Annotated in this window: 17 protein-coding genes; 11 read left to right on the top strand and 6 right to left on the bottom strand. The window is 41.5% G+C overall.

The window, feature by feature from the left end:
* Positions 1–79 precede the first annotated feature (79 nt).
* Complete coding sequence (locus M3636_RS06820; RefSeq protein WP_128101923.1) at positions 80–1,291, top strand: multidrug effflux MFS transporter; 1,212 nt, start codon at positions 80–82, stop codon at positions 1,289–1,291.
* A 199-nt stretch (positions 1,292–1,490) separates the two neighbouring features.
* Here M3636_RS06820 and M3636_RS06825 read toward each other — a convergent pair whose 3' ends face one another.
* A complete protein-coding gene (locus M3636_RS06825; protein ID WP_251381711.1) occupies positions 1,491–2,438 on the bottom strand; it encodes a DMT family transporter in 948 nt (315 codons plus the stop codon).
* 167 nt (positions 2,439–2,605) lie between these two features.
* On the opposite strand from M3636_RS06825, the gene M3636_RS06830 reads away from it, so the two are divergent.
* The 7 genes from M3636_RS06830 (at position 2,606) to M3636_RS06860 (ending at position 9,342) form a co-directional block, all read left to right on the top strand.
* Complete coding sequence (locus M3636_RS06830) at positions 2,606–3,448, top strand: LysR substrate-binding domain-containing protein (RefSeq protein WP_251381712.1); 843 nt, start codon at positions 2,606–2,608, stop codon at positions 3,446–3,448.
* A 141-nt stretch (positions 3,449–3,589) separates the two neighbouring features.
* Positions 3,590–4,468, top strand: coding sequence for an EamA family transporter RarD (gene rarD, locus M3636_RS06835; RefSeq protein WP_251381713.1), 879 nt, complete (start codon positions 3,590–3,592; stop codon positions 4,466–4,468).
* 976 nt (positions 4,469–5,444) lie between these two features.
* A complete protein-coding gene (locus tag M3636_RS06840) occupies positions 5,445–5,729 on the top strand; it encodes a DUF4258 domain-containing protein (protein WP_128101926.1) in 285 nt (94 codons plus the stop codon).
* A gap of 104 nt (positions 5,730–5,833) precedes the next feature.
* Positions 5,834–6,085, top strand: coding sequence for a hypothetical protein (locus M3636_RS06845; RefSeq protein ID WP_128101927.1), 252 nt, complete (start codon positions 5,834–5,836; stop codon positions 6,083–6,085).
* 826 nt (positions 6,086–6,911) lie between these two features.
* Positions 6,912–8,105 (top strand): chromate transporter, encoded by a 1,194-nt coding sequence (locus M3636_RS06850; RefSeq protein WP_251381714.1) that lies wholly within the window; start codon positions 6,912–6,914, stop codon positions 8,103–8,105.
* A gap of 160 nt (positions 8,106–8,265) precedes the next feature.
* Entirely contained in the window at positions 8,266–8,643 is a 378-nt protein-coding gene (locus tag M3636_RS06855) for a hypothetical protein (protein WP_251381715.1), read from the top strand.
* Between the two features lie 57 nt (positions 8,644–8,700).
* Complete coding sequence (locus M3636_RS06860) at positions 8,701–9,342, top strand: YdcF family protein (protein ID WP_251381716.1); 642 nt, start codon at positions 8,701–8,703, stop codon at positions 9,340–9,342.
* A 65-nt stretch (positions 9,343–9,407) separates the two neighbouring features.
* On the opposite strand, the gene M3636_RS06865 is transcribed toward M3636_RS06860, so the two are convergent.
* The 3 genes from M3636_RS06865 to M3636_RS06875 are packed head-to-tail and all read right to left on the bottom strand — an operon-like array spanning position 9,408 to position 13,323.
* On the bottom strand, positions 9,408–10,319 hold the full coding sequence (locus tag M3636_RS06865) for an ROK family protein (RefSeq protein WP_251381717.1): 912 nt from the start codon (positions 10,317–10,319) through the stop codon (positions 9,408–9,410).
* A gap of 32 nt (positions 10,320–10,351) precedes the next feature.
* A complete protein-coding gene (locus M3636_RS06870) occupies positions 10,352–12,058 on the bottom strand; it encodes a CocE/NonD family hydrolase (RefSeq protein WP_251381719.1) in 1,707 nt (568 codons plus the stop codon).
* A gap of 29 nt (positions 12,059–12,087) precedes the next feature.
* Positions 12,088–13,323: an MFS transporter gene (locus tag M3636_RS06875; protein ID WP_251381721.1), complete on the bottom strand. Its 1,236-nt coding sequence runs from the start codon at positions 13,321–13,323 to the stop codon at positions 12,088–12,090.
* Between the two features lie 202 nt (positions 13,324–13,525).
* Between M3636_RS06875 and M3636_RS06880 the strand changes: the two genes are divergently transcribed.
* Positions 13,526–14,302, top strand: coding sequence for an IclR family transcriptional regulator (locus M3636_RS06880; RefSeq protein WP_251381723.1), 777 nt, complete (start codon positions 13,526–13,528; stop codon positions 14,300–14,302).
* A 172-nt stretch (positions 14,303–14,474) separates the two neighbouring features.
* Here the strand turns inward: M3636_RS06880 and M3636_RS06885 are convergent, their stop codons facing one another.
* Positions 14,475–14,822 (bottom strand): winged helix-turn-helix transcriptional regulator, encoded by a 348-nt coding sequence (locus M3636_RS06885; RefSeq protein WP_251381725.1) that lies wholly within the window; start codon positions 14,820–14,822, stop codon positions 14,475–14,477.
* A 145-nt stretch (positions 14,823–14,967) separates the two neighbouring features.
* On the opposite strand from M3636_RS06885, the gene M3636_RS06890 reads away from it, so the two are divergent.
* Together M3636_RS06890 and M3636_RS06895 are read left to right on the top strand one after the other, a co-directional pair.
* Positions 14,968–15,852, top strand: a complete 885-nt coding sequence (locus tag M3636_RS06890; RefSeq protein WP_251381726.1) for an SDR family oxidoreductase — start codon at positions 14,968–14,970, stop codon at positions 15,850–15,852.
* Between the two features lie 517 nt (positions 15,853–16,369).
* Positions 16,370–17,548 carry an MFS transporter gene (locus M3636_RS06895; RefSeq protein WP_251381728.1) on the top strand — a complete coding sequence of 393 codons (1,179 nt, stop codon included), beginning with the start codon at positions 16,370–16,372 and terminating at the stop codon, positions 17,546–17,548.
* A 62-nt stretch (positions 17,549–17,610) separates the two neighbouring features.
* Here the strand turns inward: M3636_RS06895 and M3636_RS06900 are convergent, their stop codons facing one another.
* The gene (locus tag M3636_RS06900) at positions 17,611–18,507 is read right to left on the bottom strand and encodes a LysR family transcriptional regulator (protein ID WP_251381730.1); all 897 of its coding nucleotides are present in this window, start codon (positions 18,505–18,507) and stop codon (positions 17,611–17,613) included.
* Positions 18,508–18,618: the final 111 nt, after the last annotated feature.

Here is an 18,618-nt window from a genome sequence, read left to right on the forward strand (position 1 = left end):
TTCATAGGTTCAACTTTAAAATATAACGATGTGTATCAATTTATTTAAAAATATAGATGAAGTGGAGACTCTAGGAATCATGACAAAAAGAAAGCAATGGAATGTGATTGGTCTAGCTCTATTATTGGGCGTATTTTCAACGTTAGGACCATTTACAATCGATATGTATTTACCGGCGTTTCCCGAAATTGCAGCCATGTTCAACACCAATGCATCGCTGGTTCAATTCAGTCTTACGGCTTGTTTGTTGGGGTTAGGTGTAGGACAGCTCGTTGTGGGGCCGATCAGTGATGCTCATGGTAGACGTAAACCTTTATTGATCTCAATGGCAGCTTATATTATCTGCTCGTTAGCATGTGCGTACTCTCCTAGCATTGGCATGTTAATTTTGTTCCGTTTCACACAAGGATTTGCTGCTTCCGCAGGGATCGTTATTTCTCGCGCTATTGCTCGTGACTTGTATAGTGGTCATGAACTGACTAAATTTTTCTCTCTATTATTGCTCGTAGGAAATCTCGGCCCTTTGGCAGCTCCAATTGCAGGTAGTGGGGTGCTCACGTTCACATCGTGGCCGGGTGTGTTTATTTCCCTCGCGATCCTCGGCGTTTTCTTGTACATCATGACGCAATGGCGTCTTAAAGAGACGAATCCACCTGAAAAGCGCGTCGCGCCTAATTTTAAACTTCAACTTCGTGGTTATGGTACAATGCTGCGTGATCGCAAGTTTGTTGGTTACATGCTGGCACAAGGTATTATGACCGCTGGGGTATTCGCTTATGTGGCAGGTACACCGTTTATTTACCAGAACATATACGGCGTAAGCCCGACCGTATTCTCCATATTGTTCGCATCGAATGGAATTAGCTTAATCATTGGCTCGCAGATTGTGGGACGCATGTCACACCGTATTCCTGAGCAGACGCTTCTATTATCCGGACTGTGGCTTGCGCTCATATCAAGTGTTGTCGTTGTTGCGGTAACGATTGCTCAGGGGCCACTGTTTGCTCTAGTTATTCCATTGTTCTTCTTCGTATGTTCAATCGGTATTACGTCAACTGCAGCATTCCCACTCGCTATGGAAAGCCAATCCAAAATGGCTGGTAGTGCAGCAGCGCTTCTAGGTGTCGTACCTTTTGTATTAGGAGCTTTGGTTGCTCCAATCGTAGGTATTGCGGGAGAGGACACGGCTGTTCCGCTGGGGCTTACGTTGTTAGGAACGAGTATTGTCGCGGTTGTTACTTACTTTGTGCTAGTAGCGAAAAAAGGTCAGGACTCCGCTCAAACTCATTAAGCCTTGTTTGTGCATGTACTAACTTTTAATCATATAATTCATCTTTGATAGTGTAATTGTGCGGATAAATGAGTCAAGCATAAGTGATCTGCTGATTTTTTATCCGCACACATTTTCATTAAAGTTCAAGTATAGACTGATAAATAAACTCGTTATCCCCCTAAAACTCTCCCATACATATGTTAATTAACAACTTCATTTAAACTGATTCTCCACGAACACTCGTCTGACTTACAGATTTACGCTGGAAAAGGTTATTTTGAATTAATGCAAAAATGACCAGCAACGCACCATAAAATTCGTTAAGACTGACAGAATAGCCTTGAAACGACATCACGACAAAAGTGGTCACAGGAACCAAGCTGATAAACAAGATGCCGTTAACAGGTGAGAGCATTTTCATTCCTGCATTCCAGCTTAATAAAGCGATCGTTCCAGGGAAAAAAATCATAAATAACATCTCGTATTTAATGGACAACAATTCATTCCAGTGGGGCGCGGGAAGCCATTGCAACAGCGTGGCCGATGTTACGATGACGAACGAAACGACCGTTCCCAGCAGGCAAGTCAGTGTAGAATATCTCAGTACAGACCACTGGGGAAAGGAACCCCCTCCGAGTGAATAAACAACCCAGCCTATCGCTCCCATAAAGATCAGTAATACAGGAAGAAGATGATCTCGTGCCATCATGAAAAATGAAAGATTGCCATTGGTGATCACAAGTAAAGCTCCGATCAGAGCAATGGTCATGCTGGTCAGTGTGGCTTTAGCTGGTGTGCTTTTGGTTCGATACCAGAGGATCACAATCGTAATCATTGGCATTAGCGCTTCCATAATTGAGGCTACAATTGTACCTGACTCTCCCATCAGATCTTGACCAGAGAAAATCATGAAATTATATAATGTGAATCCCATCGTTCCATAAAACAACAGCTTGCGGCTAAGACCCTCAAACCGAAATGCCTGCTTTCCTTCCTTAAAATACAGCAACACGACAAGAATAATGGTGACAAATAAATAGCGGTAAAACGAAAAATATAGTGGGTCCATTCGTTGTAATGCACTGTGTGCCACTGGAAACATAGCTCCCCATGACATACTGGCAATCAGACATAACAACGTCCCTATTCCAACCTTCTTACTCATTTGTATCCTCCCTAATGCTATCAATTCAACGTGATTTATGTTACGTGACAGGCGAGAAGGAGTAAAATGATTGTAAATGCTATTTATCATCATTTAAAATGATACTTATATGGGCTTGATATGATCGATGTATAGAAGATGGATGAGACTGAGATGGGGGAAGAGCAATGGACATCAATGACCTACGAATCTTCAAAACGGTCGCAACGCGAGGGAGTGTAAGTCAGGCCGCCTTGGACTTGAACTATGTTCAGTCTAATGTGACCGCCAGAATCAAACAGCTTGAGGCTGAATTACAGACAGCATTATTTGTTAGACACAAACGCGGAATGATCTTAAACTCAGAAGGCAAGCGATTGATGGAATATACGGAAGAGATTCTGACGAAGTTCGACGAAATACAAAATGCTTTTCAAACTACGGAAGACCCTCGGGGGATTCTTAACATCGGGATTGTGGATACGTTGACGAATTTACCTGGCATATTGTCGCCATACATTGATAGATATCCTCGTGTTGAACTCTCCTTACATGCAGGTGTTAGCGAAAATCTGTTTCAAGATGTGTTGAATTCCAGGCTGGATGGTGCATTTATGACGGGGCCAGTCAATCATCCGTTGATCGAAACACATCATGTTTTTGATGAAGAATTAATTATCGTTAGCAAAAGTGATCAATTTGATATCGAACATGCTTCAACCATACCGTTGTTGTTATTCAATCAAGGCTGTGGTTATCGGGAAAGGCTGGAAAGCTGGTTAAGATCAGAGGGCATTATGCCTCGGAAAGTGATGTCATTTGGCACCTTCGAAACGATCATGGGAAGTGTTGCTGCCGGCATTGGCATCACTATCGCCCCCAAATCGTCAACTCGTACATGGATTGATGCTGGAAAGTTGTATGGGTACGATATCCCTGAAGAATTTAATAAGATCTCTACCGTATTCATCCGAAGAAACGATATTTATTTTACGAATACACTCCAATCGTTTGTTCAGACATTGCCGTAATGAGCAAGATCGGTGGTTCATTGTGCCATACACTCGAACCAGAGGAACTTTCTGCTCTCAGATTATTGTCTTTACTTACATATGGAATGAGGCGTATAATCCGTTCAGACATCATAGAGAGAAAAGAGGAATTCATTCGTTATGAACAACGGGTTGGTTAACGCTATTATTGCGTATATCATGTGGGGTGTTCTCCCGCTTTATTGGAAGTTGTTTAATCATGTGCCGGCAGGTGAGATTCTGTCGCATCGGGTAGTCTGGTCATTTGTATTCATGGGTATTCTTGTCGCGATTCAGCGCCGCTGGGGAGAAATGAAACGGATTATGGCTAATCGTTCGCAACTGTTAGCACTCACCGCCAGCGGACTGTTGATCGCTGCCAACTGGCTGATCTTCATCTGGGCAGTTAACAACGGGCATGTGGTGGAGACAAGCCTAGGTTACTACTTGAACCCGCTATTGAACGTGCTGTTAGCGGTGTTGTTCCTTCGTGAGAAGCCCAATCGGGGTCAATGGCTCGCCATTGCTATTGCTGGAATAGCAGTGCTCATCATTGCGATCGACTACGGGCGCTTCCCGTGGGTTGCAATCTCCTTAGCTGTATCCTTTGGGTTATATGGCCTAGCGAAGAAGAAAATCAAGCAAGATGCTTCAGTTGGTTTGCTTTCAGAGACGGCTGTCGTTCTACCCATTGCACTGGGTTACTGGATTTACTTGGGGATTGTCGAGAAGACAACGGCTTGGACGCTGCCGACACCGATGTTCCTTGAATTACTTCTTTCTGGAATCGTAACGGCGTTGCCGTTGTTGTTCTTTGCCCGGGCAGCTGCACGGTTGTCACTATCTACACTTGGATTCGTGCAATACATTGGACCGACGATCATGCTGGTACTCAGCGTATTTGTGTTTAAAGAAGCCGTATCACCGGTTCTACTTGTTGGCTTCGGATTCATTTGGATTGCACTCATCGTTTATGCTACGGCATCGATTCGTGCCACTAAACTCGCAAAGGTAAACTAAGACAAGATGCATCATAACAATCTCAATGACTCACTCCGCATAATCAGCGAAGTGAGTCATTTTTTGTTGTAAGCCCCTGTTAGTCTAAATAGGACTAATAGGTAAAGTACGTTTTTTATCATTATAAGAAATTGTTGAGATGGGCAATCCAACAAAAATTGAGATGTGTACTTTATATTATAATCTACTTTATAAAATTGTTCTAAAGGTGGGACAGCTATGCTTCATAATATAGAAAAAGTACAAATAACAGTTTCCAAAATTAACACACTTTGTGTAATTAACGGTTCGCATTCAATACCCCGTATACAAGTTTGAGACAAGGATGTTTCATTCGACGGGCACATGATGTGTTTCTGAAAATATGAAAAACAAAAGTAAAATTTCCTCGGGAAAGTTCCTACTCAAGTTAAGTCAACAGGAGTGCAAGAATTTAGTAGAGAAAATATTACATACACCTTTGTCTACTTTCTTTAATACCGGCGGTGTTCTCTTTAAGTAGGAGAGGTAAAAAATAGTGGAGACGTTAAATTATATTATAAGTCCCTTTTACCATTGGAGATCGGTGGAATCCTGAAAATTATGGTGAACAATAGACTAGAATTGATCGACTGCGACGACTTGACGAAACTATGATCTGTTCACAGGACTTGAGATTCAATTCTTAGGTCAGGAGTTCAAATCACCTGTTTTTTTCAGAAGTGGTTAACGAGTGGGAAACACATCAAGATTTCTTAGATGAATTACAATCTACATTCAGCATTTTAAGTCTCGGTCCTGACTTATAACTCACATTTGTTGGCATTGAAAAATTGGAGGATAGTGATGCAGACTTGTGAGAGTAGCTTAGCGAATATTGGCTAGAAAACTTTTTTATTATTGATCAGTTTATCGTTAGTACCTTTTGAATTCGAGTTGACTATATTATTTATGATATAATATTTTTATTGGCGTAGGGGAAAGAGGTGAAATCGCTTTGAATGAACCAGTTGCAACGGATGAGCTCATGATACTCATTCCGAATCTAGCATCACAAGGTAACATCGAGTTATCTTTCCATGCTGAACAGAGGCTTAATCAGCCAGATAGAAATTTCACTTTTGAAAAATTGTTATTGATACTTAAAAATCCCAAGACAATTACGACTGAATGGGATGAGAAAAGGGGGGAATACAAGTATAAAGTAAAAGGAAGAAGACGCCACGCTGTAGTAACGCTTATTGTCAGCAATACATATATCAATGTGGTCACGGTGTTTTAAAGCCGTGACTGCAATTTTCTTAATTATTACATAACTGTAGGGTATAATATAAGATGGTTGTTAGGTTTGATTCTAATCAAGGTACATATCAGGAGGTAGGAATCATGTCAGATTTCAAAGAGGCTCATAATAATGACAAGCTATTCAAGCAAAATTTAATTAGTGAGTTCATTTCAACTGAAAAACAGAATGATTATAATAAAGCAGTGGAATATTCAATTGATGACTTAATGGAAGTAATAGAGGCAGTAAAGGATAAAAGCGGTATATTTGACACTGATCAAAAAATAGAAGATCAACTCAAAATTTTCTTAGAAGAACATACTGTAAGATTATTAAATATAATTAAAAAATAGATATTACATATTTTTTTGAGAGGCATCTTTCACTCCGGTAATGGACTTATTAAATAGATTAAAAAATAACGTATGTATAAAATTAATGGACGTGTTCAAATTGTTACAATTAGCGTAGTTGATTTAATTAAGGTAGTGGTAAGACAGGTGTGCTAATGAACTTACAATCAAATTAATTGAGAACAAGTACATCTTATTTTACTCCATACCTAGACGAAGCAACACATATTAATCAATTATGTGAAGCTCAAAAGTTCTATGAACCATGAGTACGAACAATCTTGATAGTGAGACTTATTATGAATTGGCAACGGATGTTGCTTTTCATCATCCTTAAATAAACTATTTTCAAAACCTCATGAAAGGAATTGTGTAATATTGAGTCGTGAAAATAACATCATTATTTCACCATTAAATAATGACTTAATAGAGGATATCAATACGACAAATGATTATTTTGAGTTATGTGGTAGAGTCGTCCCCAGCTTCCAATCAGGAAAGTGGTCATATACTGAAGTTCTTTTTGACGAAGCCAGAAAATACGTTTTCCAGATGAGAAGCTTGAATGGAACCAATAAATAAACCAAGACGATAAAGCTTTGTTTTTAGCTTATATGAACAATACTTGCATCGGATACACCGTACAGTCGTTCCAACATCGGAATGGCTGTTTTTTTTTATATGTATCTTCTTGAAATCCATCACCTTGTATAAGAAATGTTATCGCATTGTAATTTTTTTGCAGACGTGTTGTGAGAGCTTATTTGTGTATGTTAGCATCCCATATAGACATGAAATAAGTAGAGAAAGAGTGGTTAACCCAACCATGAACGAGCGAGGTTTATTTACATCGTTACTTGAGATCTTGTGGGTATCAACGAAGTTAGGTTTGACGTCATTTGGTGGACCTGTTGCCCATTTAGGTTACTTTCATCAAGAATATGTTCGAAAACGAAAATGGATGGACGAAAAGAGTTATGCTGACCTCGTTGCCTTGTGTCAATTTTTGCCCGGTCCTGCAAGTAGCCAGGTAGGGATTGGGATGGGAGTTATGCGGGCTGGGATATTGGGAGGCATTGTTTCATTTGTTGGTTTCACCTTACCCTCAGTCATCATGCTAATTCTATTTGCATTGATTCTTCAAGGCATGGATGTAAGTAGTGCGGGTTGGATTCATGGATTGAAAATCGTTGCTGTCGCCGTCGTTGCACATGCAATTATAGGCATGGCCCAGAATTTAACACCGGATCTAAGAAGAAAAGCTATTGCCTTACTCGCTATGGTCATTACATTATTGTGGCAAACCGCGTATTCTCAAGTCGTAGTTATTATTGGAGCGGCGGTCATTGGTTTCCTACTATACATGCAACATCATCAACATGAAATGGATTCAGAGGATCGGGTTCGCTTTCCGATTAAACGCAGCGTTGCAGTCGTCTGTTTAGTGTTATTTGTGGGCTTATTAATTCTACTTCCTATTCTAAGAGAAGTGACTTCGATAAAGTGGATTGCAATGTTGGACAGCTTCTACCGTTCTGGCTCTCTCGTCTTTGGTGGGGGACATGTTGTCCTACCCCTACTTGAACGTGAGTTTGTATCTACAGGTTGGATTAGCGAGGAGGCCTTTCTCGCAGGTTATGGCGCGACTCAAGCCGTTCCCGGACCGCTGTTTACCTTTGCCTCTTATCTAGGTGCAGTGATGTATGGATGGGGTGGAGGGTTGTTAGCAACCGGTGCTATCTTCCTACCTGCATTTCTATTAATCTTAGGAACCCTTCCTTTCTGGGACGCAATGCGTCGTAATCCCAAAGCCAAAGCAGCTTTTATGGGCGTAAACGCAGCAGTAGTTGGCATCTTAATCGCTGCATTTTATCAGCCCATATGGACAAGTACGATTGTGGACCCGCTTGATTTTGCTTTTGCAGCAATATTATTTAGCATGTTAGTCTACTGGAAGTTTCCACCATGGGTGATCGTGTTGGCAGGTGCGGTAGGTGGAACTCTGACTTCTATGTTCTAGGTATGGATACAGGCATTACAAATGCGTGCTGGGACAACCATCAAATCTACCTTGAATCTAAACGGGAGTTAAGTCTCACGTTTCGATTAAGGTCAGATGCTATACTTAGTGGAAAATGATTTCAAATGATCTTCCGTATTCATATAAGGAGGCGGTTATATTGACGACGGGTGTCATACTGATCATTGTTGCATTTTCCATAGTTACGAGTGGTATTGTTATAGGTGTCGTTGTAACGCAACTGAAAGCTCAGCGTGATGCGATACATAAACGTAAACAAATTCTGTTAGAGGGCATTCCAGCGAAGGCTTTGATCCGCGCTGTGCATCCGACATCATCTTCTATGGACGACAACCCAGCAGTTACTCTTGAACTAACCGTTTCGCAACATGATGGACAGACCTTTCCAGTGGTAATTAAGACGTACATTCCCTTGATACATATTCCTCAGTTTCAAGAGGGGAAAGAGATCGATGTTAAATATGTGGAAGGGGAAAATGGACGAAATGTTGAGGTCGTAGGTGCTTACATTCCATAACTTGATTGATATATATGAAGCAATAGAGTGTTGTGAAGAAAGGGGGGTGGGGTGAACATGAAAAGTGAAATTGCCAAGGAACCGGCTGTGCCAAATCTAACCCAGGATCAGATCACTAAAATTACAGAAGCGGTGTTCATGCATAGTGTTGATGAGAATATCTCGTGTGATGTTATTTTTGTTTTTGGAGGTACACATTCTGGTCACTGGACGAGAACGATCTCTGCATATAAGAAAGGGGTAGGGAAACAGATTGTCGTTACAGGAAGGTGCAGTTGGGCTAGCCTTCAGCGAGGAATAGAGAACCAGGTTCCAGAGTCACATGTAATTAGGCAGCATTTGATAGAGGCAGGCATCCCGTCCGAAGTTATTTTTGTAGAAACGAAGTCGGTTAATACACTAGAGAACGTATTATTCGCGAAGGAAGTCTTTGATTTCTCCAAAACTCGCTCGGTACTCATGGTATGTAAGAGTCATGCTGCCGGACGACAATTTCGTACGTTGAAAAAGCACCTTCATCCTGACATCGCCTATATGCCCGCACTTTTTGACACGGTATACAAGAACGTCGAGATCAATAGGCAAAATTGGGCGAATACAGAGATCGGAAGGTCTCGTGTGTACGGGGAGTATCTGCGAATCTGTAAGTACGGCGACCGAGGTGACATCGAAACGTTAGAAGAACGACTTAGGATTTGAACAGGTGAAGTAAAAAGAGAAGGTAAACCTTATTGGGGTTTCCTTCTCTTTATTATTAACGACTATTAATGTCTAACACGCAGTTTTTTTTCTTGTTCAACAAAGAAGTTATACAACGCCCCGTATAGGTTAGCATCGCTTCGGAAAGTACATGGTGTAATGATGGGATTAGCCATATGAAGTGGATTAATCTGTTTAATCTTTTCAATAGCCTGCTGAAGCCTTTCAATGAGTATGGGTTGGGCACTAATGCCGCCACCTATGGCGAACAACTCTGGATCAAGAATGTACTGAAGGTTCATAATTTGCGCAGCTACCATGAGACAGTACGCATCCAACACTTGGTTGGCTTCCGGATCACCTGAATTAATAATGTTGAAGACCGCTTCACCGTCTGATGGATCCTCCAGTTGCTTCATTTCACCTATCTTCTGAACCATGGCTACAGCTGAACAATCCAGGCCGAAGAAATTCGCCTCACCCGTTGCAGAGTTCACATGACTCATCACATAGCTAACTTCCCCAGCAGATAAGTTGACTCCGCGCATAAGCTTACCATCCACAATAATTCCAGCACCTACAGCAGTTCCCAGTACCATGACAATTGAGCTCTGCGCATGCTTCACACTACCTAACCACAACTCAGCGAGTGCAGCACATTTGCCATCATTCTCAATCGAAACCTCTTTATCGTAGCGATCCCGAATCAATTGAGCCAGATTGACTTCATGTAAGAAGGGGAAAGACCCGCCGTGATATATCATGCCAGTAGTAACGTCAACTGTTCCGGGACAGCTTATAGCAATTCCTTTAATATCTGAGAGATCCTGCTTGTCTATAATCGAGTATAGACCAGTCAACATCTCCTCCAGGTTTGCCTTCCCTACGGGTGTTTTATCTTTGTAGCTAATATCTCCGCCTGAATCCATCAAAGCATATTTCACAAATGTACCACCAATATCAATAACCAAATACATAATACCTTCTCCTAAACATAAAATTCATCCATTTATTCGGGAAAATCAATATAACTATGACGATCAGAACCCGTATATATGGTTTGGGTCGCAACGCGATATTCCTTCATAGATGCCCATGGACCTTTGACATTTGCATGTACATGATAGGCGGGAAAGTTAGAAGATGAAACTTCTGCCCGAATAAATGAACCAGGTTGAATCTCCCATGCCGTTGGCCACATCTCTATGATGATCTGAACGGGTTGATTCGGAGTGTAACTTATCGGAGTATCGCTGTTATTCCGGTAACTTAAAGAGGTAATACCATCCACGATATTAAAGCTGCGACCATCAGGAAATACTTCACAAATTTTCACGCTAAACGCAGTATCCTCAACATCACTGCTAACCTCTAGGCTCACCTTAATACCACCCGTAATCGATTTCCCTTTATCCAGCACGGGAGAGTCGAATTGAATGATATCCTGACGTTCTGCATACTCGGGTTGGGATAGACTGCCATGCGGCGCACCGTTGAATGAAGGCATAATCCAAGCAAGCAGAGCACTCCCGCCATGGGTGGGGACAGGTGAGTTAGGATCATATACGTATTGTACAGGAGAAGAAACGCATAGCGTCTCCGTTAGTTTTTTCTCCAAGTCATTCGCAAAATACAAACGCCATGGATGTGACCCGTTCACTGTCGTATCCCTTTCCTCCCAGCGAGAAGAACCAATCCGGTAATAGGAGACAGAAGGAAATGTATATTCCTGCCCTTTAAGATGCATATCAAACCATTCAAGAGCAGCTTTAATTCGAAACGAACCTAACAGATTGGATTCAGGATAAGCACGTTCACCCGGTGAATTCCCCACATGATCCCAAGGACCAACAACCAATCTACTCTTACTTTTGACGGGATCGGGAAGCAGATCATACCCCTTGAACGCTCCTTCTAGATGATGGTCAAACCAACCTTCTACCATGAAGACCGGTATATCAATCTTGGAAGGCATGTGAAGGAGATCGGACCATAACCCTTGTTGCCAATACGCTGAATTTCGGTCAGTCTCTGAAATATAGCTCTGATAAAAAGGCATCTTACTTCCGAAGAGCTTCTCATCAGCTTGTTCATGAGGTATAACGTGCAACGCCTCTTGATATAGCTTACCTGGATCTGAGGACGTTTCGATTCCGGAATTGGCAAAAGCCCAAGACGTATAGATATCATGACGGAACATGCCGTTCATATACATTTGTCCATACCGATCCACTCCAAAGAGATCCAGAAAGACCGTTTTGACTTCTTTAGGAAAAGAATCAGCGATGATCCATGTGGTAAACGAACAGTAGGATTGACCAAATAGCGCTATGTTTCCATCCTGGAAGCTTTGTTTAACAAGCCAATCTAATGTATCAATGCCATCTTCACGTTCATTTACAAAGGGAGACCATTCACCCTCAGAAAGACCGGTTCCTCTACAGGATTGAATAACTAGAACATAGCCATGCTTTACAAAATGAGTGTAGCTTGCTTCAAGTATTGCTTGATTGTTGGGATAAGGGTTACGAACCAAAATGCATGGCCACGTCTCACCTTGGTTCGGCAGATATACTCGTGTATGGAGATGAACGCCATCTCGCATAGGTACCATTAGTTCGCTTACACCATGGATGTCGAACTCGCCCGCAGCGTTTTCCTGTTCTATAGTTGAAGCTATACCTTCGAATTGGGGTTGAATGTGGAATGCTTTCATCGTCTAGCACCTTCCTATAACGTAATTCATTATATCGTTTTCATTTTATTGCTCATTTTAATTGCAAAGATTAGACAAAGGAATCCGATCACATAAGTCGTGACGTTTAAGATCAGAGAAGCAGAGTAGGAACTTGTGTGATCAAAGATGGAACCGTGTACATATACGGAAATCGCGTTTGAGAATGCGCCGAACATGAGAATAATGGAGAGAATCTGACTGTAATCTTTCGATCCAAAAGATCCTCGAATTAACAAAGGAATCGCAGTGAGTACGATTGCTTGTCCCATACCGCTAAAGAATCCAGAACCATTTAGGAATACTGTGTCGTTGAACACGCCGGTACTATACCATCCAGAAGCTCCAACAATCGTAAAGATAAGTAGAACAACCGTTGGTTTAACATGGTCTAGCATGAATCCCATCAACAATTTACCTGCTGCAGCTCCAATGAGAAGGGCAGACATTACACTTGCGCCCACTTGTAAGCTGAAGTTAAGACTTTGAATTAGTGCCGGAACATGCTGTGCCAACGATCCTGCGGATTGGAAACAAATAATGGCTATGATAAAACAGTAGAACATTGGCGTACGAATTGCATCTTTCACCGTAAACCCTTTCAAGACGGCGGCTTGTGGTGCTTGACCCGATGTAGTGGTTGCAACAGTGCTCTCTGCACCATATGGAAGCATTCCATTTTCCGGTTTGAATTTCATAAGAAGTGCAACTGGTAAAAGCACAACAAGGCAGATCACACCAACGATAACGTATGTGGTTCTCCAGCCATATTCCAGAATGAAGTGGCTGATCAATGGGTTAAAGAACGAGCCGCCTACCGCGGTTAACGCACCTGTGATACCGAATAACATGCCCAGTTTCTTCTCGAACCAGTTTCCGAGCAAAATGGGAATGGATATCACGATGGATATATTCTGAACGACACCTAAGATCACCTTGATACCATAGAACGGACCAATGGTCTGAATGAAAGAGCAAGCAATGAAGCAGAGTCCGGTTAGACCAAAGGAGAGGCTGAGTAAAAGTTTAGTGTTGATCTTCTTAAAAACCGTACCCGCAAATAATAATGATACGGCACCTGCAATACCATTGAAAGTAGCATTGAGAGCGATTTCAGCACGTGTCAAATTTAAGTCCTCGCTCATTCCACCCCAAAACAAACCCGCGGTATTGATCGTTAAGCCAAAACCAACAAACGAGATAATGCAGCAACCGATAAAAATAATCCAAGCATAATGAAGTTTCATACTTTTCCCCCTGATGTTATTCATCCGTCGATGATCATTCCACTATTCGGAATACCATTCAACTATTGTGGAATAAAAAAATCATTCCGAATAGTGGAATGTTATTCTTGAATGTGGAACGGATGTGTTATATGATTGGAATCATAGCACACGCTTACATTATAATCAAGATAGGATCGTAAATGAAGAAGGGTGCAATTTAATGACAAACAAATCAAACGTAACTTTAAAAACACTAACGATTATGAAAGCTTTTATTGATCAACAGGCTGTTTGGGGCGTTAACGACCTAGCGCGTTATTTGAATAGCCCACCAAGTTCCATTCATCGCATCTTGAAGACATTAAGAGAAGAGAACATTTTACAACTCATTCCGGAGACCAATAAATATACGATTGGGAACGAGTGGGTTAGGCTTTCTTCCTTTATCAGTGCTAACTTCGGATTAAAATCCGTGGCTGAACCTTATCTGAAGAAGTTGTCTCAAGACGTCGGACAGTCGGTATATTTGGCACAGTATCAGGAGCAATATCGGAAGTTATCCTTTATTTTGGGCATTCATAGCTCAAATATACTTCAATACCGCCTAGAATTAGGCGTTCTTCAGCCGATTCACATTGGCGCGAGTGGTAAGGCGATTTTGGCCTTTTTGTCCGATGAGAAGATTGGAGAGGTTCTTGAACAAGAAGAAGTTCAACCCACGGATGTACAGCATATCTGGTCTGATGTGGAGAAAATAAGAAGTGTGGGATATTCATATACCTTCAGTGAACGCAAGAACGAATCCATCGGTTTCGGTGCACCCATATTTGATGCAACGAATCAGGTTGTGGGGAGTATCATCTGTGCAATTCCACTAAGCCTCTATAAGGAGGAAAATAAACAAGGAACCATTGATAAAATCTTAGAGACCGCAAGAGAAATCTCCTACCACCTTGGTTTGAATGATCCTACTGGCACAGCTAAACAGGAGAAATAACTTGTGAATTTCGGGGTTTGGCATCTTACCAAGTATTTAACCTAGAATCTAACTGGTACAAAAAAGGAGCAATCTGCTAGCCAGCGGACTGCTCCTTTTCACTTTGCATTTAAATGTTAGTAATGTCTAGAGAGTAAGCACATATGTTGAAAATCTTGGAGAATTTTAAAAATTACGCTTTATCTACGTCCGAGTTTTGTAAATAATTCGTTCCCCAGTTCTGCAATTGCATGAGGATTGGCACCAAGCTTTTACCCGTATCTGTTAACATATATTCAACTTTGGGTGGAACTTCAGGATGGATGATCCGGCGGATCAGACGATCTTCCTCAAGCTCACGCAATTGTCGTGTTAGTGTTCTGTGAGTAATGGTTGAAAGTGTTTTCTGAAGTTCATTAAATCGTTTCGACGTATCCGAGATCAAGTGATACAAGATCAAGATTTTCCACTTACCACCGATCAAATTAATACTAGCCTCGACTGGACATCGGTCATCAGAAGCGTTAACGTGCTGTTTCATTTTGTCCCTCCTTAAGTATCTTATGGGATACTTAATATCTCAAATGTGCGTACTTATGCGGTCTAATTGGATTTGCTATATTGATAGTATCATTAGAAAGTCTAATGGTTCAATGCTAATTTGACCACGAAGGGGACTCACCATAATGAAACAAAACCATCTTTATTTAGTATATGGCGCATCGGGAGCACAAGGCGGAGCGGTGGCGAATCGTTTGCTTGCAAGTGGCAAGAAGGTAAGAAGCATTACACGTAACCCTGAAGCAGCAGATCGTCTACAGAGTAGAGGGATTGAAGCTGTAGTAGGCGACATGTCAGATACTAAAGTTCTGGCTCAAGCTCACGCAGACGTAGATCGTGTGTTCTTAAACATTCCCGTTGAGTTTGATTCAGCCAAAGTTCAAACCTATATTGATAATGCTATTGAAGCAGCGGTTAACGCAAAAGTAGAATTGCTTGTTGTAAACACTGGTGGATTTGTCCCTCAAGATGATACAACAAATACACTAGCCGTAGAGCTCAATCGGCAATTAATTGAAGATGTTAAGAAAAGTGGGCTGCCTTACATCATTGTTGAGCCTATCGTTTATCTGGAGAACTTCATGATCCCTGGCGTGCTAAACGAAGGAGTATTGGCTTATCCAGTGCCTGCAGATCAAAAAATAAGCTGGATTAGCTTAGATGATGCTGCGCAGTATCATGTGTATGCACTGACTCATCCTGAATTAGCGGGAAGCATTTACGCTGCTCCTGGTCTCGAAGCCTACACGGGGAATGAAATCGCAGCGAAATTCAGCGAAGTGCTGGGTCAAGAGATTCAATTTGTTTCCCTGCCTTTTGAACACTTTGAGGCAGCAATTAGTCCAATGTTAGGATCACAAAATGCAGAAGGACTTAAGGGACTTTATCAATGGATAAGCAGTAATATCGACAAGCTTCCTACATTTAACGAAGTTGATGAGTCATTAAAAGATAATCTGAACCTTTCCAGCATATCGGACTGGATTCGTGTTTCCTTTTTGAAGAATTAATCATAGTGATTGAACGTTTATAAAAATGATCTGCTTGCATATCACAAGTTTACGCATGAATTAGCGTGGCTAATGATGATCTACAAGGAGGTCTTTTTTTGTAGCTGGATCTACCTCGTCAGTGAACTCTGCGAATCTTTCAAATTAATGAACCATTTCAATAGGTGTGAAATGCTTATGAGGTATTTCATGAAATCAGTTATAGGTATTTGAAATATTTGATATAACACATAAAATAGATATACAGGAGGTACGTTATTCGGCTGTACAGCAACGAATGCATAACAAGATACTTCCATCATACATGCTGATCACTTTATTAAGTTTTGAAGGTTGATGTCTGCTTATAATGAGTACTTTAGCTGGGGGGAGAGGAACTCGGCTCGGTTTTGAGCTGCCATTTTTGAAAACAAGTGAAATGTTACAAATAATTTTCATGCTATTTCACTGTATTGGATAGAAGGGGTGGCTAATCGCCTGATTTAACAATTTTACAATAACGACAGGAGAGATTTTTTTGCTTAGAAATAATAAATTATTAATATTTATACTTACCGTAGGTGTTTTTGGGATACTGAACACGGAGATGGGGGTTATAGGCATATTACCTACCATTGCTGAGAATTTTGGTGTGAGTGTTACACAAGCGGGCTTGCTTGTAAGTTTATTTGCACTAGGTATTGCTATCTCTGGCCCAATTCTACCGTTAGTATTCTCCGGCATGAACCGTAGAAACGTGATGTTGCTCGTGTTAGGTATTTTCGTGATAGGAAATATAGTGTCCATATTCACTTCGAGCTTTACAGTGTTGCTGATCGCCCGGATTATACCGGCTTTGTTCCACCCGATTTATATGTCACTGGCATTTACTGTTGCAGGATCATCTGTCAGTCCAGAAGAAGCGCCAAAAGCGGTAGCCAAAGTATTTATCGGAGTTTCAGCCGGCATGGTAGCTGGTGTACCGATCGTAAGTTTTATTGATACGGCGTTCTCATATGAAATGGCGATGACGTTTATTGCAATCGTAAATATAATTGTATTTGTGGCTACATTGATATTTGTACCTTCTATGCCTGTGAAGGAAAAACAGTCGTATGGTGCTCAATTTTCGGTGCTGAGAAGACCTGTATTATGGGTTTCGATGTTCGCAGTGTTGTTGCTAAATGCATCTGTATTTGGCGTGTACAGTTATGTATCCGAATATTTATACACAGTGACGCAGATGACGGCACAATGGACTAGCACGACGCTTTTACTATTTGGTGGGGCTAATATGCTTGGGAACATTATCGCTGGTAAAGTACTGACAGATTATCCCGCAAAGTCGATCTTGTTGTTCCCACTTTTGTTGGGCGTAGTTTATGTCGTACTATTCACCATTGGTGAGTATCAAGTACCTGTGATGTTGCTGACCATTGTATGGGGAATCCTGGCTGGTGGAATTATGGCCAATGTGAATCAATACCTGATCTCATCCGTGGCGCTTGAGGCACCTGATTTTGCTAATGGTTTATTTGTAACCTCATGTAATGTGGGTACTACTGTAGGGTCAGCTCTTGGGGGCGTATTGATCTCCACGATGGGTGTAAAATACATCATACTGGTCGGTATCCTTAGCGTTGTACTAGGATTGGTGATGATTGTGATCAGAAGTACCTTGAAGAGCTCAGTCGCGCATAGATCGGCTTCATTATAAAACAGTGAACCACCTCGCTGAACGCAAATACGGACGGGGTGGTTATTCTATGTTGTCTCACATTAAGATTCTGAGAAGCTTGCCTGTATTTCTTCAAGAAATTGTTCAGCGGCAGCGGAGAATAGTTGATGTTTTTTCCACACGATATTTAAACCAGATTCAAGCTTAGGCTCTAATGGTCTAAAGCATAGATTACTGTCTGAAGAGGTGTTCACAATCTTATGTAGTGTTATGGCGTAACCGACACCTTCTTCGACCATAATCGCTGCGTTATAAGCAAGATTAAACGTAGTGACCACGTTAAGCTTATCGAAATGATCACCAAACCAGTTGCGGAATTCATTGGTAGTAAAGGTCTGTTTCATCGCCTGACGTGAGCAGATGAGGGGTAAATCCAGTAGGTCTTCCACTTGGATGATCGATTTCTCAGCCAGAGGGCTGTCTTTTCTCATGACTACACCCCAGACATCCTTGGCCGGAATATTGACATAGTTGTATTTGGATAGATCAGCTGGTTGTATTAAGATTCCAAAGTCGATTAAACCTTTATCCAGTCTCTCGGTAACATCTTCTTCGTTCCCACTATAGAGATGGTATCGAATTTCGGGATAGGAAGCCTGTATCTTCCGCACGATCCGTGCAATTTGCTTCATGGCATCAGTCTCACCGCCGCCAATGTAGACGTCTCCACGAATCGTTTCTTCCATGGATTGAAATTCGGACTCTAGCTTTTCCATCATATCCACGATTTCTTCGGCTCTTTTGCGGAGTAGCTGCCCCTCCTCTGTAAGAAGGATACTGTGACTGCTTCGGACGAATAGTTTCTTTCCCAGTTGCATCTCAAGTTCCTTGATCTGTCTGGAGAGAGTAGGCTGTGTCAGGTGAAGTAGTGTGGCTGCCTTCGTCATATTGCCTTCTCTTGCGATGGCTAGAAAATAGCGTAATACTCGAATGTCCATGTTGTTCTCCTTTTAGTCATTCCATAGGGCGTACCCAGAATAATCTCAGCGAGATTTATAGTTGATACTTCATAGTAATATAGATAATGAACATCTTTCATGAATGTGTTA

The organism is Paenibacillus sp. MER 99-2 (assembly GCF_023714095.1).
Classification (GTDB): Bacteria; Bacillota; Bacilli; order Paenibacillales; family Paenibacillaceae; genus Paenibacillus.

Coding starts and splice junctions, on each gene's coding strand:
- M3636_RS06870 (WP_251381719.1), bottom strand. CDS start 12,058: ATGAAAGCATTCCACATTCAACCCCAATTCGAAGGTATAGCTTCAACT.
- M3636_RS06820 (WP_128101923.1), top strand. CDS start 80: ATGACAAAAAGAAAGCAATGGAATGTGATTGGTCTAGCTCTATTATTG.
- M3636_RS06890 (WP_251381726.1), top strand. CDS start 14,968: ATGAAACAAAACCATCTTTATTTAGTATATGGCGCATCGGGAGCACAA.
- M3636_RS06885 (WP_251381725.1), bottom strand. CDS start 14,822: ATGAAACAGCACGTTAACGCTTCTGATGACCGATGTCCAGTCGAGGCT.
- M3636_RS06850 (WP_251381714.1), top strand. CDS start 6,912: ATGAACGAGCGAGGTTTATTTACATCGTTACTTGAGATCTTGTGGGTA.
- M3636_RS06825 (WP_251381711.1), bottom strand. CDS start 2,438: ATGAGTAAGAAGGTTGGAATAGGGACGTTGTTATGTCTGATTGCCAGT.
- M3636_RS06860 (WP_251381716.1), top strand. CDS start 8,701: ATGAAAAGTGAAATTGCCAAGGAACCGGCTGTGCCAAATCTAACCCAG.
- rarD (WP_251381713.1), top strand. CDS start 3,590: ATGAACAACGGGTTGGTTAACGCTATTATTGCGTATATCATGTGGGGT.
- M3636_RS06845 (WP_128101927.1), top strand. CDS start 5,834: ATGTCAGATTTCAAAGAGGCTCATAATAATGACAAGCTATTCAAGCAA.
- M3636_RS06830 (WP_251381712.1), top strand. CDS start 2,606: ATGGACATCAATGACCTACGAATCTTCAAAACGGTCGCAACGCGAGGG.
- M3636_RS06880 (WP_251381723.1), top strand. CDS start 13,526: ATGACAAACAAATCAAACGTAACTTTAAAAACACTAACGATTATGAAA.
- M3636_RS06900 (WP_251381730.1), bottom strand. CDS start 18,507: ATGGACATTCGAGTATTACGCTATTTTCTAGCCATCGCAAGAGAAGGC.
- M3636_RS06875 (WP_251381721.1), bottom strand. CDS start 13,323: ATGAAACTTCATTATGCTTGGATTATTTTTATCGGTTGCTGCATTATC.
- M3636_RS06865 (WP_251381717.1), bottom strand. CDS start 10,319: ATGTATTTGGTTATTGATATTGGTGGTACATTTGTGAAATATGCTTTG.